At 59.5% G+C, this 15,719-nt stretch carries 11 protein-coding genes; 6 read left to right on the top strand and 5 right to left on the bottom strand.

The features are described from left to right. Positions 1–108: 108 nt before the first annotated feature. A complete protein-coding gene (locus JF535_RS08540) occupies positions 109–2,826 on the bottom strand; it encodes a family 20 glycosylhydrolase (RefSeq protein ID WP_207001213.1) in 2,718 nt (905 codons plus the stop codon). A 547-nt stretch (positions 2,827–3,373) separates the two neighbouring features. Here JF535_RS08540 and JF535_RS08535 point away from each other — a divergent pair. Continuing rightward, complete coding sequence (locus JF535_RS08535) at positions 3,374–3,874, top strand: hypothetical protein (RefSeq protein ID WP_242523767.1); 501 nt, start codon at positions 3,374–3,376, stop codon at positions 3,872–3,874. A gap of 91 nt (positions 3,875–3,965) precedes the next feature. Continuing rightward, positions 3,966–4,472 (top strand): RDD family protein, encoded by a 507-nt coding sequence (locus tag JF535_RS08530; protein ID WP_207001211.1) that lies wholly within the window; start codon positions 3,966–3,968, stop codon positions 4,470–4,472. Positions 4,473–4,511: 39 nt separating this feature from the next. On the opposite strand, the gene lptG is transcribed toward JF535_RS08530, so the two are convergent. Together lptG and lptF are read right to left on the bottom strand one after the other, a co-directional pair. After that, a complete protein-coding gene (gene lptG / locus JF535_RS08525) occupies positions 4,512–5,573 on the bottom strand; it encodes an LPS export ABC transporter permease LptG (RefSeq protein WP_207001209.1) in 1,062 nt (353 codons plus the stop codon). Beyond that, positions 5,560–6,705 (bottom strand): LPS export ABC transporter permease LptF, encoded by a 1,146-nt coding sequence (lptF, locus tag JF535_RS08520; protein WP_207001207.1) that lies wholly within the window; start codon positions 6,703–6,705, stop codon positions 5,560–5,562. Before lptF ends, lptG begins: the two co-directional genes overlap by 14 nt. A 260-nt stretch (positions 6,706–6,965) precedes the next feature. Between lptF and JF535_RS08515 the strand changes: the two genes are divergently transcribed. From JF535_RS08515 to JF535_RS08500, 4 genes are all read left to right on the top strand, one after another. Further along, positions 6,966–8,435 carry a leucyl aminopeptidase gene (locus tag JF535_RS08515; RefSeq protein WP_207001204.1) on the top strand — a complete coding sequence of 490 codons (1,470 nt, stop codon included), beginning with the start codon at positions 6,966–6,968 and terminating at the stop codon, positions 8,433–8,435. Between the two features lie 359 nt (positions 8,436–8,794). Beyond that, on the top strand, positions 8,795–9,220 hold the full coding sequence (locus tag JF535_RS08510; RefSeq protein WP_207001202.1) for a DNA polymerase III subunit chi: 426 nt from the start codon (positions 8,795–8,797) through the stop codon (positions 9,218–9,220). Positions 9,221–9,247: 27 nt separating this feature from the next. After that, positions 9,248–10,183 carry a hypothetical protein gene (locus JF535_RS08505; RefSeq protein WP_207001201.1) on the top strand — a complete coding sequence of 312 codons (936 nt, stop codon included), beginning with the start codon at positions 9,248–9,250 and terminating at the stop codon, positions 10,181–10,183. A gap of 134 nt (positions 10,184–10,317) precedes the next feature. Next, positions 10,318–13,089 carry a valine--tRNA ligase gene (locus tag JF535_RS08500; RefSeq protein ID WP_207001199.1) on the top strand — a complete coding sequence of 924 codons (2,772 nt, stop codon included), beginning with the start codon at positions 10,318–10,320 and terminating at the stop codon, positions 13,087–13,089. A 100-nt stretch (positions 13,090–13,189) separates the two neighbouring features. Here the strand turns inward: JF535_RS08500 and JF535_RS08495 are convergent, their stop codons facing one another. Then, on the bottom strand, positions 13,190–14,179 hold the full coding sequence (locus JF535_RS08495) for an alpha-L-glutamate ligase-like protein (protein ID WP_207001191.1): 990 nt from the start codon (positions 14,177–14,179) through the stop codon (positions 13,190–13,192). Then, positions 14,179–15,711: an inactive transglutaminase family protein gene (locus JF535_RS08490; RefSeq protein ID WP_207001189.1), complete on the bottom strand. Its 1,533-nt coding sequence runs from the start codon at positions 15,709–15,711 to the stop codon at positions 14,179–14,181. Before JF535_RS08490 ends, JF535_RS08495 begins: the two co-directional genes overlap by 1 nt. Positions 15,712–15,719 lie beyond the last annotated feature (8 nt).

Here is a 15,719-nt window from a genome sequence, read left to right as displayed (position 1 = left end):
AGTGAGGCGAGGAAGGTCCTGAGCCGGATATCAGGGTGAAAAGAGTGAGCCGGCCGGTATTAATAACCGGGCGCCCGATTGCCGGGCACCCGCTACCAGAATAATGGTCTAGAGGGCTTGGGCCGTATCCAGCGCCACCGCACGCCCGGCACGTTCGCCATCGGCACTGCGCGCACGGACCGATTTCACAGACTCTGGCGCCACGTCATCGGTCAGCGCCTGCCAGGCGTGCCCGTCAAAGTACTCCAGCGCCAGGCCAGGGTACGGCAAGGCGGTTTTCACCTGTCCGTCTGCGACGATTGCACCGGGCACCGGCACCCGGTAGCCAATACCGGCACGATCCAGTTTCAGCAGTTCCTTCCGCCCCAGTGCCGCGGAAAAGCTGGACCAGTCTTTTGCCAGTGCCCGCTTGTCGACAAAGGCAGTTTCCGCGGAGAACGTCTGCCCCTGCTTCAGTGGCAGCTCCCACGACGCCTGATGCCAGGCGCGTTCGGCCAGTGCCAGCAGGCGCGGATACACCTGATACTCCACTGCCTCATCGGTGCGCACCACCTCACTCCACAACTGCCCCTGGATACCGCGCACACTGGCGGCAAAATCCTCCGATGGCGAGGTCGCGGTCCAGCCGCGACCGTCCCGGTTGGGATACAGTTCCGCCAGCTGGGCCGTATTCAACGGCGTGTAGCTGAAGGTTTTGCGGGTATCGGTGTAGCGCGATGCCCAGTAATAACCACGCTCTTTCGGATCGATTTCCTGCGGCATATCGAAGTACAGGAAATCGGAGTGGGATTGCACCAGGTCGAATCCGGTTTCGGCAAAGTGCACGCTCTCGTCACCACCGCCCCAGAACAGCGGCGCCCAGGAATTCACGTAGTTGTGCTCGGTCGCCAACTCCCGGTCCGCATCGCTGATTTTCTTCACACCGTCGTTCCAGGCCGCCATGGTGGGAATGCCCGCATCCGCCACCAGCTTGCTGACACGTTTGGCGTAGAGCTCGCCCAGTTCATCAATGGCGTTCACTTCGCCACTGGCGATCAGTTTCTGGCACTGCGGGGAATTGCTCCAGGGTTTGTTGCGCTGTTCCGCGGTGACATCCCCCTTCTCCGGGTTTTCCCCCGGGCCGACCTCAAAGCTATCGGAGGCCAGAATATTGACGGCCTCATCGCCACCGAAATGCCAGCTCTGCAGCGGATGACCGGCGGTATCGTGCATGGCTTTGACTTCACTGATCAGCTTGCCCACAAATCGATAGGTCGAATCGATACAGGGGTTGATATAGCTGTCGTTGTAAAACTGGACCGACAGGTACTGGGTATCGTCCTGCGGATCGATCAGGCGATAGGCTTCGGCCGCAGCCGGATCGGACGGCTGCAACTTGCGGTAGCGCGCCTCCATCGCCACAACGGCCGCTCGGGCATGGGCGGGCATATCGAATTCCGGCACCACCTCGATCTGGCGATCCGCCGCGTAGCGCAGGATCTCGACATAGTCCTCCACGCTGTAGAAGCCACTGCCGAAGTTATCGGTATTGGGGCCGGAGCCCAGCTGTGGCAAAAGGCAGCGATTTTCGTCCAGATCGAAACAGCGCTGGCCGCCAATCTCGGTCAGCTCCGGCAGGCCCGGAATTTCCAGCCGCCAACCCTCGTCATCCGAGAGATGGAAGTGGAACCGATTCAGCTTGTACGCCGCCATCTGGTCGAGCATTTTCAGCACCACTTCCTTGCTGTGGAAGTTACGCCCCACATCCAGGAACAGACCACGATGGGGAAAACGCGGGGCATCCTCGACCACCGCCTGCGGCAGGCTGTTGCTGCTCAGGTCCACCAACGCCAGCAAAGACTGGACGCCATAAAAAGCACCGCTCTCGTCGGCGCCACTCACGCTAGCACCTTCCTCAGTGACGGAAAGCCGATACGCGCCCGCTGGCTGCCCCTCGAACGCATCCGCGTTCACGGCCACCACCACCGGATACCCTTTGGCGCCATCTGCAGCCAGGCCAAGTGTCGCAATGCGCTGCTCCAGTGCCGCAACACTGCCACCGCTCAAACCTTCCGCCGCCAGGGCAATACCCTGTGGCAACACCACCGATGCACCTTGCGGTAGGGTCATCGACACGGGCTGGGGAATAATACGGCTGCGCCAGCCGCTCTCGGCTACGGGCGCAGCATCTGCGGAAAATTGTGCGAAGCGGCTCGCGGCGGTAGCGAGGGTGTTGGCATCATCCGCCGCCCGCTTCCAGTTGTTCGGATCGTTCTTGGTGATCGGCAGCACCATATCACTCAGGTCGTCGGTGTCCGTGGAGCGGATCACCAGGGGCTCTCCATCCGCACCTACCACAAACAGGCGCGGCTGGAAGTCCGATTCAAACTGTATCCAGTTCTCGGCGAGCAAGTCCAGCGGCAGCGTTTCACCACTGGCGATCCCCGCGAAAGAATCCGTTGGCGTCAGCCGATGCAGATCGCCATTGACCCGCTCCAGTGTGAAGGCATCACTGTTAGTCAGGGCCAAGGCGCGGCGCACGCTGTGGAAATACAGCTGCCAGTCACGCTCATCGGCGCCAATGGCCGGGCCATTGTTGATCAGGCTGATCCGGTACGTGAAGCAAGTTGCTCCGCTACCCCCGGCCTTTTTGCACTGGGCGCGAAGCGCCGCATCGGCGCCCTGGAAGTTGACGAGCACTTCCTGGGTGACATCAAAATGGGTAGCGATACGCTCTGGCGCTGCGGCAACCGCGCCTGACGGAGACTCGCCCGCGGACTCGGGGTCTGCGCAGGATGCGATAAAGGCGGACAACGCCAGGCTGGCAAAAAGGGGAAGCCGTTTCATCAATCTTCTCTTTATAGATGAAGCATCGAGCACCGATGCCCTAGTGTTCTTATGTGGTGAAGCAGGAAATATTCGATTCGGTCAAGCATCCACCTTAATGAAAAAGACAGCGCTGTCAACCAGTGCTCGATGCACTGGTTCTTACTTGCCCGATCAGCGCGCAGCCTTGCTCACCGACCCACCATTCATTTCCGACCACTTTGACGCCAATCGTCCCATGACTGACGAACCATCCCGATAACTAGTGATCCAATATCTGGGCCACTAGACAATTTTTTTATAAAGCGCCCCTAAAACTAAAAAGTTTTGTTCCTAAAAAACATTGGCGGAAACCTCAGCGCAGCCCCCGTAAACCGGGCAAGACTCTAAATATTCAGCAATGGCGCGGCCTTAACGAACATGACCAGGAAACCCACAGCAGTCAGGCTTTTCATTGGCAAAGTACCGGAAACTGTGAGATACAACGGTTTATAAAGGGTGAGCCATAATAAATTCAGTAGCTGTTCATCAGCGTTCTGAGCCAAGTAAAACGCCCCGGGGTGGAAAAATGGAAACTCGCAGTATTCGGTTTCGCTTCAATAGACGTCATGCCTGCCGCTTGCCGGCCGTGGTCGCACTGGCTTTTCTTCCTGTTTCCACCCACTTGCTCGCCGACGATATTTTCATTCCCGATTCCACCAGCGCACTGAACCTTCAAGCCGACAACGCCTTCTTTATCGATAGCGCCTTTGGCATGGACAACCAGGCCCTGTATGAATCCGCGGAAAACCTGCGCAATAACTCCATGGGCATGGTACATCGACGCCTGAACCATCAATGGCTGGAGCTACACACCCGCCCGGACCAAACACACAATGTGACCGGCGGCCGCGCAGTGAACGAAATCCTGAAGATGGGCTTCAAAACCTATATGGAACAACACAAGCGCAGCAAGCAACATCCCCTGTTGCGCTATACCCAGAGCGGCGGCCGGCTCAACAGCGCGCTGGATTACGATTTCCGGCTGTCCGACGACAAGTTCAAGATTTCCGTACAGTACGAGTTCTGAGCGGAGGGCGCACGCCCTCCCTTCCCCTCTCCGCCCCTCTCGCCCTGCTTTTTGCTAGAATCCCCGCCAGTTCAAACTAGCGGAGACGACCGTGCCCGATTCAGTCAAGGCGCCCACCCAGTTCAACCAACTTCCCCACGCCGGCGTGCTGCCAAGGCTGATGGCGTTGATTTACGATATTTTGATCGTTGCCGGGCTTTGGATGGTGTATGGATTCTTTGCGATGATGGTGGCGACCACCTTTGGTGGCCTGCAGTGCCAACCGGAACACCTGGACTATACCCCCTGCGTCGGCGGCCCCCTGTATCGGTTCGGCCTGCTGCTGGTTACAGCGGGCTATTTTTTCTGGTCCTGGCGCGCCGCAGGGCAAACCATCGGCATGCGCGCCTGGCGCCTGATGGTAGCCAACAATAACGGTGTACAGCTGAGCTGGTACCAGTGCTTTATCCGTGCACTGGTTGGCCCGGTGTCGCTGGGTGTGTTCTGCCTCGGGTTTCTATGGGGCTACCTGCGCGCCGACGGTGCCAGCTGGCACGACCTGGCCTCGGACTCCGAAGTTCGGCGACTGCCAAAAAAGAAGAAAGAAAAGAAACTGTAGGCTGAGCAGAAGCCTGTGATGTAGAAGTGAGGGGCGCGGTTAGCGCGCCCGCTTCAGCAGCAACCAGCCGAGCAGAAAGCTCGCCAGAATGGGCACGAGTACGGCGATAAACGGGGAAAACCCGAACACAACCGACGATGGGCCGAGCATATCCTGCACCGTCTGGAACACAATCCCCACGATCACCCCGGTAAACACCCGCAAGCCGGTGGTCACCTCCCTCAGAGGCCCGAAAATAAACGAAATCGCCATCATCACCAAACCCGCGATGGTGAGCGGCTGCAATACCTTACGCCAGAACGCCAGCCAGTAACGGGCTGAATCTTCGCCCTTGCGATCGAGAAACTTGCCGTAGGACCAGAGATTGCGCGGCGACAGATCCGCCGGCATGGGCACCACCAGGGAGAACAGATCCGGTGAAATATCCGACTCCCAGAAGGAACGCGCCTCCTGACTGCTGGTGGCACGCTCGGGGGTCAGGCTGGTCTGCCGGCTGTTTTGCAACGTCCAGCGGCCATCTTCATACAGCCCGCGCTCGGAAAACACCACCCGCTGCAACTGACGATCCTCATCAAACCGATAACGAGTGATGCCAAACAGGGTGCCACCCGGCAGGGCGGCATTAAAGTGGACAAACTCATCGCGATCGTGGAGCCACAACCCCTGCTCCAGGCCGGAATTTTCCAGCTCACCCTGGGCAATCGCCTTGCGGCTCTCTGCCGTCTGGTTGGTGACCGGAATCACCAGTTCAGCCAGCGCCAGTCCCAGTACGATCAGCACCAGCACCGGCTTCATAACCGCCCATGCAATACGCCCAATGGATATACCCGCGGCCCGCATCACCGTCAGCTCACTGGTGCCGGCAAGGGTTCCCAGACCCACCATACAGCCCACCAGCGCAGAAAAGCCCAGCTGGCTATATATACGTTCCGGTAGCGACCAGAGTATGTACTCCAGCATGTTCATAAACTGGTAGCCGTCCCCAAGGTCACCCAGCTGGTCAACGATCGCTGAGATTACGTCCAGGCCGAGAATAACCAGCAGCACCGCGAGAATCGCCATGGTGACGGTGCGGGCGATATAACGATCAAGCCGGGACATGGGCACCTCCATTCGCGTCACCTGCGGGGGGCTCGGCGCGACGCTTGCGCGGCTTGTGATTGCGCCCACCCAGCAGTAACAGCCCCAGAATCAAAAACGGCGGGTGCACCAGCCAGATCGCCCACGCCTGTTCAATCTTGCCGTCTTCAATGGCACCGCGCACACTCTGCAGGGCAACCAGATAAACGATGTACAGCAGCACCGCGGGGATCATCTTGGCATAGCGTCCCTGACGGGGATTGGTACGACTCAGGGGCACCGCCAGAATGGCCACGACCAATACCAGCACCGGCAAACTGAAGCGCCAGTGCAGGTTGACCCGTTCGCGGGGATTGTCGCTTTTCCACAGCGCAGCGGTAGACATGGACTGCAGCTTTTCACTGGACTTGGTGCGCAGGCGTGGAATTTCCAGCAGCACCTCGTAACTGTCGAATGCCATCTGCCGGTAGTCACTCTGCCCCGGCACGCCCTCGTACCGGTAGCCATCGCGGAGCACCAGGTAACGCAGCCCGGAGGCCGGATCGATGCGCTGCACCCCTTCGCGGGCCACGGTAACAATCTGGTGATCTGTTTCCATGTTGCCGCGGGAATTGCCCAGCTCGGCGAGAAACACATCGTGCATGGTGGATTTGTCGTCACTGAGACCTTCGGCGTAATACACCGCGCGGCCGCCACTGGTGGCGACAAACTTCTTCGGCACCAGGTGATCAAATTCGCTGCGGGTTTTATCCGCCGTCAGCAGGTGGGAGGTACGCTCGATGCCGGTGGGCGTCAGATACAGGCTCATGGCGGCAACAAAGGCCGCCACCAGCAGCGCCGGCACCAGGGTATAACGCAGCAACTGGCGTTCACTGAAACCACAGGCGTGCAGCACGGTCATTTCGCTTTCTATATACAGACGCCCGTAGGCCAGCAGAATGCCCACGAAGAACCCAAGCGGGATCACCAGTTCGAGAAAGCCGGGCAAGCGATACCCCATCAGCGAGAACAGAATACCTGCAGACAGCTCGCCCGACGCGGCCTCCGCCAGGTACTTCACAAAACGGCCACTCATCACCATCAGCAGTAACACGGCACTGACGGCCAGGGTCGCGCCAAGCAGTTCGCGACAGAGGTAGCGGAAAATAATCACTGAGCGTCCAGCGTCCCTGATTGCGGTTCGAAAAAAGAAGCGAGTGGAATGCCAAATTCCAGTTTAGATACATCCGGATAGGACACCGGATCAAGCAATCCGATCCTTCTCGGGTTAAACTTGTGCGGCGCATTATCACCAAAAAGCCCGGCAATGTCTCGGTCCGCTCACAACCGGCGCCGCGACAGACCGCTCGCATCGAGCCCTTAAGAGCTGCGGGAAGAGCCGCGGGGCCCAAAGAACATCAAGGAACCATTTACATGCAGTTCACCGCCAAGGTCACCGATATCAGCAAACAGCGCAGCGCTTGCGCCATTCTCGCCGTCGACAACAAAAATCGCTTCACCGATAGCGGCAGTATTCTCGACAAGGCAAATGGCGGCAATCTGGCGAAGCTGCTCAAGCGCGGCGACCTCGGCAGTGCCGCCGGCAGCACCCTTCTGGTTCCTACCCTGGATGGCAGCGCCGAGCGTGTGTTGCTGGTGCGCACCAGTAAAACGCCCGTTTCCGCCACCGAGTTCCGCAAGCTGGCCAGTGCCAGCGCCAATGGGGTGAAGTCCCTGAAAGATGCCACCAGCTACCTCTCCGAGGTTTCTGTCGAAGGCGTGGATGCGACCTGGCAGGCACAGCAGATTACGCTAGCTGCCGGTCTCGCTGGCTACAAATTCACCCGCTGTCACAGCGACGCCAAACCCTACCCGCTGGCCAAATTCATCGTACACGCTGCCGACAAAAAGCAGCTGAAGGCCACACAGAAGGGTGTGGATCTTGGCAGCGGCCAGGCCATGGGCAGCAATATTGCCCGCGAGCTGGGCAACCTACCCGGCAATATCTGCACCCCCAGCTATTTAGCCTCCGAGGCCAAGGCACTGGCCAAAAAACACGCAAAGCTGACCACCACGGTTCTCGACAACAAGAAAATGGAATCCCTCGGCATGGGCGCGTTCATGAGCGTCGCCAAGGGCAGCGACGAGCCGGCGGCGATGATCGCGATGAACTACAAGGGTGGCAAGACCGGCCAGAAGCCGATTGTACTGGTGGGCAAGGGCATCACCTTCGATACCGGCGGCATCAGCCTTAAGCCGGGCATGCAGATGGATGAAATGAAGTTCGACATGTGCGGCGCAGCCAGTGTGTTTGGCGTGATGAACGCGCTGGTGGAAATGAATGCACCGGTCAACGTGGTGGGTGTGGTTGCCGCTGCGGAAAATATGCCCAGCGGCCGCGCCAGCAAGCCCGGTGATATCGTCACCTCCATGAGCGGCAAAACCATCGAGATCCTGAACACCGACGCGGAAGGCCGTCTGGTACTGTGCGACGCCCTCACCTGGGCGGGCAAGTTCAAGCCCAGCGTGGTGATCGACGTGGCCACCCTCACCGGGGCCTGTGTCATCGCCCTCGGCAACCATGCGACAGGCCTGTATGCCAATCAGGACAAACTGGCCGACGAGCTGCTGGCTGCCGGTGAAACCACCGGTGACCGCGCCTGGCGCATGCCCTTGTGGGACGAGTACCAGCCGATGCTGAACTCCAATTTTGCCGATATGCAGAACATCGGTGGCCGCGAAGCCGGCTCCGTTACCGCCGCCTGCTTCCTGGCGCGCTTTGCCGAAGACTACAACTGGGCCCACCTGGATATCGCCGGCAGCGCCTGGAAATCCGGTGCCGCCAAAGGCGCTACCGGACGCCCGGTGCCGCTGTTGCTGCAATACATCCTGAATAAAAAGTGAAGATTCTGGTTCAACCGAAGCAAAACAGCTGACGCGAAAGTGCAGGGGCTGGTGACGATTTGCGAGACCGTACGCGGCCCGGATGGCCGCGTCCGAGCCCCCATGGATGGGTTATCGGGGGGGGCGCCTAGCTCGTGTCTCGTAAATCGTCACCAGCCCCTGCACCGCTACCGCTCTAGATTCCGGAGCACGGAACAACCGAAGTGGCGGCGCCGCTACCCGGTGCAGCTTTGTGAAACACGCCGTAAACCCATCCATGGGGGCTCTTCCGCGAGGTCCCTCTCGCGGAAGGTTTCACAAAGCTGCACCGAGCATCGGCGCCTTCGCAATGACCATTTGTGTATTGAAAGCGATCGCCGATGACCCGTATCGACTTCTACGTTTTGGCCTCAGAGAATCCAGATGCAATTCCGGACTTTGCCTGCCGTCTTGCCGAAAAAGCGTTCCGCAACGGCCTGCGGGTATTGATCGCCGTGGACAGCCCGCAGCAGGCCGAGCAACTGGACGAACGCCTGTGGACCTTTCGGGAAGACAGCTTCCTGCCCCATGCGCCACAGAACCTCGACCAGCAGGCCGCCATTGAAATCAATAGCGGCGAAGATCCCGGCCAGCACCACGGCCTGCTCATCAACCTGTGCACCGACATTCCCGGCTGGTTCAGCCGGTTTGACCGTCTGGCGGAAATCGTCTGCCAGCACCCGGACTCCCTCGCCCGCTCGAGAACGCGATACAGTCACTTCCGCGATCGTGGATATCCGTTACAATCACACAAAATACCCAACTGATCCCAAGCGGAAAGCAAAGCCAGCTCCATGTCCGGTCGCAAGAAAAACAGAAAACATCGCCACGGCCAGCCGCCCGGAGAGCTGCTCAGCGAGCTCAACTCTCTCCGCGACCTGCTCGGCAGCGACATGGAGGCGGATATCCCCCTGCTGGATCAGGTGGCAGCACCCGCAAAAGAGGTGGACGGCAAGCCCGAGAGCCCGCATGGGAACCAGCCGGCACCTGTCTCTCCGCGCCCGCTGCAGGAAGCCGACCTGCCCATCCTGTTCAGTCCCGTCGATGAGGAGCCGGTTGAGGAATACACCCCGCTGCTGAGCGAAACCGACCGCGAACTGTTGCGCCCGCTGCAGAACCTGCCGCGCCACGAGCCACCTGCGGAAAGCGCAGATCAGCCAGAGGCAGCGGAACTCAGCGATCAAAAGCCTGCCCCTCCGAGCCAGGAAAGCGCCAAGGAAGAGTTTCAACCGGGCCTGTTCGACGCCCCGCGTAAGCCGGCCCCAGCCCCTCAAAAAGCGGAGCCGGTAGCCGACAGCAAGCCCGCTGCAGACACCCGCAGTGAGACCGCAACCCAGCAGACGGCAACCAGGCAACCCACCGCCAGGCCAGCCGCCAGCGCGCACAAGCCACTGCCCGCCGCGCTGACCGAGAACCCCTTTCTGCCACCACACATTCGCGCCCGCCTAACCGGCGGCAGGGTTCCGCGTGCGGAAGCGGAGTCTTCCGGCACAGCGCCAGAGGAAAGCATCGCGAAACCAGCGGCGCCAGCCGCACCCAAAGCCCCGGCTAGCGATGACGCGGCAGCGGATACCTCTCCTGGAGAGGACACCGCACCGGTCCCCAGTGCGCGCGAGCGCCTCATTGAGCAACTGATGGCCGAGCAGCTGCCCGAACTCGAGCGACAGCTGCGCGCCAACATCACCCTGATGGTCAACGAAATCTACCCGGAAGACACCAAATCCGACTAACCCGGCCATACCTTTTGCCCCGGCTGTCGCCGGCGGTATAATTCCGCCCCTTTTTCACAGACTCATTCGCCTCGAGTGACCGCATAGCCGGCCCCGGGCGGCAAAGCGATTCAAAGCAAGGCATTCCCCCGCGCATGGACAAGACATACCAGCCAAACGCCATCGAACAGCAGTGGTACAAAACCTGGGAAGAGAGTGGTTACTTCAAACCCTCCGGCGATACCCAGGCCGCCCCCTACTCCATCATGATTCCGCCGCCCAACGTCACCGGCAGCCTGCATATGGGCCACGGTTTCCAGGAATCCATCATGGATGCACTGATTCGCTACCACCGCATGAAAGGCGACAACACCCTGTGGCAGGTGGGCACTGACCACGCAGGTATCGCCACCCAGATGGTGGTAGAGCGCCTGCTGGCCGCCGAGGGCAAGAATCGCCACGAGCTGGGCCGCGACAAATTTATCGAAAAGGTGTGGGAGTGGAAGGAAGAGTCCGGCGGCAATATCACCCGCCAGCTGCGTCGCCTCGGCGCCAGCCCGGACTGGTCCCGCGAGCGCTTCACCATGGACGACGGCTTCTACAAGGCGGTGCAGGAAGTCTTTATCCGCCTGTACGAAGACGACCTGATCTACCGCGGCAAGCGTCTGGTGAACTGGGACCCGAAACTGCACACCGCCATTTCCGATCTGGAAGTGCTGAACGAGGAAGAACAGGGCAGCCTGTGGCACTTCCGCTATCCGCTGACCGACGGCTCCGGCCATCTTGTAGTCGCCACCACCCGCCCGGAAACTATGCTGGGTGATACCGCCGTGGCGGTGCACCCGGAAGACGAGCGCTACAAGCACCTGATTGGCAAGACCATCAAACTGCCGCTGGCGGACCGTGAAATTCCGATCATCGCCGACGACTATGTCGACCTAGAGTTCGGTACCGGCTGTGTGAAGATCACCCCGGCCCACGACTTCAACGACTACGAAATGGGCCAGCGCCACAATCTGGAGATGATCAACATCCTGGATCAGGATGCGAACCTGAACGACAACGTGCCGGAGAAATACCGCGGCATGGAGCGTTTCGCTGCGCGCAAGCAGGTAGTAGAAGACCTGGATGCCCTGGGCCTGCTGGAAAAAATCGAGCCGCACACATTGAAGGTCCCTCGCGGTGACCGCAGTGGCGTTGTGATCGAGCCGTGGCTGACAGATCAGTGGTATGTGAAAACCCAGCCGCTGGCGGAGGAAGCCATCAAGGTGGTGGAAGACGGCCGCGTGGAATTTGTGCCGAAAAACTACGAGAACATGTACTTCTCCTGGATGCGTGACATCCAGGACTGGTGTATTTCTCGCCAGCTCTGGTGGGGCCACCGCATCCCGGCGTGGTACGACAACGACGGCAAGGTGTATGTTGGCCGCTCGGAAGAGGAAGTGCGCGAGAAACACAATCTGGGCGATATCGAACTGCGTCAGGACGACGACGTACTCGATACCTGGTTCTCCTCCGGCCTGTGGACCTTCGGCACCCTCGGCTGGCCGGAAGAAACACCGGAGCTCAACACCTTCCACCCCACCAGCGTGCTGGTGACCGGCTTCGATATCATTTTCTTCTGGGTCGCTCGCATGATGATGCTGACCCTGTACTTCAAAAAAGAAGTGCCGTTTAAAAACGTGTACGTCCACGGCCTGGTGCGCGATGGCCAGGGCCAGAAGATGTCCAAGTCCAAGGGCAACGTGCTGGACCCCATCGACCTGATCGATGGTATCGACCTGGAGAGTCTTGTACAGAAGCGCACTTCGGGCATGCAGGTGCCGCATCTGCGCGAAAAGATTGAAAAGCAGACACGCAAGGAATTCCCGGAGGGCCTCGCCGCCTATGGCACCGACGCCCTGCGTTACACCTACTACTCGCTGGCCTCCACCGGACGCGACATCAAGTTCGATGTAGGCCGCATTGAAGGCTTCCGCAACTTCTGCAACAAAATCTGGAACGCGTCGCGTTACGTGCTGCAGAACTGCGAAGGCCACGATTGCGGGCAGGGCGGCAGCGAAGATTTCGAGCTGTCCATTGCCGATCGCTGGATCATCTCGCAACTGCAACGCACCGAGATCGCGGTGAAAGAAGCCATCGAAAGCTACCGCTTCGACCTGGCCTCCCAGGCGCTGTACGATTTTGTCTGGAGTGAATACTGCAGCTGGTATCTGGAACTGTCCAAGCCGGTACTGTGGGATGACAACGCCAGCGACGCAGTCAAGAAAGGCACCCGCCGCACCCTGATCCGTGTGCTGGAGACCGTCCTGCGCCTGCTGCACCCGATGATGCCGTATATCACCGAGGAAGTCTGGCAGCGTGTGAAAGCCCTGGCAGGCAAGGCCGGCGACACCATCATGTTGCAGCCCTACCCGGAAGCCAACGAGCATCGCATCGATGAAAACGCTGAAGCGGCCATTGCCTGGCTAAAAGAGGTTATCGAAGGGGTGCGTAATATTCGCGGTGAAATCAATATCTCCCCGGCGAAGAAAATCCCCCTGATCCTACGCAACGGTGATGAACGAGATGCGGCCCTGCTCAAGCAGACCCGCAGCCTGTTGACCAAACTGGCCAGTCTGGAATCCATCGACTGGCTGGAAAAAGGCGCTGAAGCTCCGGCCTCCTCCACCGCACTGGTGGGCGACCTGGAGCTGCTCGTACCCATGGCCGGCCTGATCGACGTAGAGGCGGAAAGTGCCCGGGTCCAGAAGGAGCTGGACAAGCTGGATAAAAACCTGGCGCAAGTCGCCGGCAAACTGAAAAACCCGAATTTTGTCGACAAAGCCCCTGAGGCGGTGGTCAACAAAGAGCGGGAACGACTGGCTGAACTGGAAAGCGCCCGCGTGCGTTTTACTGAGCAGCTGGAGTCGCTGAAGAACCTGTAAAAAGGCAGGTCTTACACGCAAAAGAGGCGAGCATTTGCTCGCCTCTTTTGTTTTTATCGAATCAAATCCGCTGCACTTTCTGCATCAGGCCAAGCCGTGTTTACGTCATTGGCTTCGCCGCAAAATAGTCCATGGAATACGCGACCCTTTCTTCCACATTTTTTTCCAGCTGTTCCAGATCCATCTGCTCGATATGCTCCAGGCGCGTGCGCAAGCCGATCCCGTTGGCGATCTGGATGGCGAGCCCCGGACGGGCATTGGCTTCCAGCAACAGCGGCCCACGTTTGCGATCCAGCACGATGTCACAGCCGAGATACCCGAGGCCGGTCATTTCGTAGCAACTGGCCGCCAGCTTCACCAGCTCGCGCCAGTCCGGCACTTCCAGATCGGCAAACGGCATCTGGGTATCCGGGTGTATATCCACACGAACGCCACGCTGCACCGCGTGGGATGCCTTACCGGTAGCCAGGTCGACACCCACGCCCACCGCCCCCTGGTGCAAATTGGCTTTGCCGTCGGAGTCGTGGGTAGAGCACCGCAGCATCGCCATTACTGGAAAGCCGCGGAATACGATCACGCGGATATCTGGCACGCCTTCGAAAGAGTATTTGTCGAACACCGGATCGAAATCCACCAGCGCTTCGATCATTACCCGGTCGGGTTTGCCACCCAGGCTGTAGAGGCCGCTGTGGATATTGCTCACATGACGCTGGATGTCCAGCGCGGTGACCTTGTTGCCAGAGGGTTTGACATAGTCTTCACCGTCACGCCCCACAATCACCAGAATACCTTTGCCACCGGAGCCCCGCGCGGGCTTGATCACGAACTTCTCCAGCGGCTCGATGACGTCCATCACCCGCTTGCGGCTGGGTTGGGTTTCAAAGGCCGCGATGAGCTCGGGAACCGGGATGCGATAGCGCTTGGCCTGGCGCTTGGTGTTGAGCTTGTCGTCAACGATGGGATATTTATCGCGGTCGTTGTAGCGCGCGATGTAATGCACATTGCGCGCATTCATGCCCAGCACCCCCAGCCGCCTCAGCGCGAAGGGTGAAACCAGACCACCGCGAAAAAAAGACGGAAGCTGGATCATCAGCGCACCAGCTGGCGGAATCGCGCCAGTTCACCCACCCGGTAACCGGTGTAGTTACCGATAATCATGATGAAGCCCAGCAGTACCAGCAGCAGTTCGGGGAAGTTGAACGTCCAGTGCTCGATGTAGCGGTTGGTCATCACCCACCAGGCAATCACCGCCACCAGCAAGCTGCCACCCGCCTGTATCACCACTTCGTAGGGACCATCTTCCTCCCATACGATGGACATGCGCTCGATGGTCCAGGCCAGAATGATCATCGGGAAGAAGGTCACCGTCAGTGCCTGCTCGATACCCAGCTTGTAGCTCACCACACTGATGGCCCCCATCAGGATCACCACCGTGACCACCACGGCGGCGATCCTCGCCACAAGGAGCAAGTTAAGCCGACTTAAATAGAAGCGAATCCACAACCCCAGAATCAGTATCAGGACAAAAATGGCGAGACCAGTGAACAGCTGGGTTTCGATAAACGCAATGGCCAGCAGTACCGGCATAAAGGTTCCCGATGTGCGCAGGCCGACAAACACCCTTAGCAACACCACCACCAGTGCGCCAACCGGCACCAACAGGATCAACTTGAAGATACTCTGCTGCTCAATCGGCAGGCTGTAGATGGAGAAATCCACCAGGGCTTCTTTTTCCTGGCTGGTGCTCAACATGGCCACGTCGCGCGCCGGCACATCATTGGAAATCACCGAGAAGGTAACACCGGAATTGCGCCCACCCTCGACGTCCAGCAAGCTCTTGCCGCCGCGCTGCCAGATGAAAAAGTTTTTCGGCACGCCGGGCGATGCGCTTAGGGGTTCGAATACCACCCACCGCTTGCCGTCATAGATTTCCAGCAGATCTTCCGGGTCCAGCCGACGGCGATCATCTTCCAGGTACAGGCCGCGAATCCGGTGTGCCGGAATATCTGCGGCCGCCAGTACCAGCAGTGCCACATCGACATAGGAGCGGCCCTTGTAGTAGCCAAAGATCAGGTTGCGGTCCTGATTGCGATTATCCGCCAATGCCACCAGCAGTTCGGAAGTGAAGGTACGGGTATCGGAAGACCGCTCCCGGGCCGTTCCCACCAGCGAGTAGATAGCCTGACGGACCGCCTCCTGCTCGCGGGCACCGAGCAGTGGCTTAACCACCTCGGTACTCAGATCCAGCGGTTGCTCCAGCGCCGCACCAGGGGTCTGGTGCACATCAAGCTGGTAGAACAGCGACTGTACGCCATTGGCCTGGCGCTTGGCCCAGACTGCGCGGTACTCGTCGTCTTCACGAATGACGTTGAAACCGTAACCGGAAGAGCTGAAGGTTTCCCCCAGCACCTCCATGTTGCGCTGCTCCCTCGGCAGGGTCAGCGCGGCCTTGGCAGGCCCGCCATCGGCGGTGAATCGCACCTTGGCCTCAATGGTCCAGACGGTACGGTATTCGCCCGGCAGCAGCGGGAAACCGAGTTCGACGTTTTTATAGATGGTGAGGCCGGCGCCCATCAGTGCAAGCAGCGCGGCGAGAATATAGACCTGAGCCCGTGGCGACATTCGCCATT

Origin of the sequence: Microbulbifer salipaludis (genome assembly GCF_017303155.1) — a bacterium.
Classification (GTDB): Bacteria; Pseudomonadota; Gammaproteobacteria; order Pseudomonadales; family Cellvibrionaceae; genus Microbulbifer; species Microbulbifer salipaludis.
The sequence above is the reverse complement of the archived record's forward strand: the minus strand, read 5'-3'. Positions and strand labels throughout refer to the sequence as shown.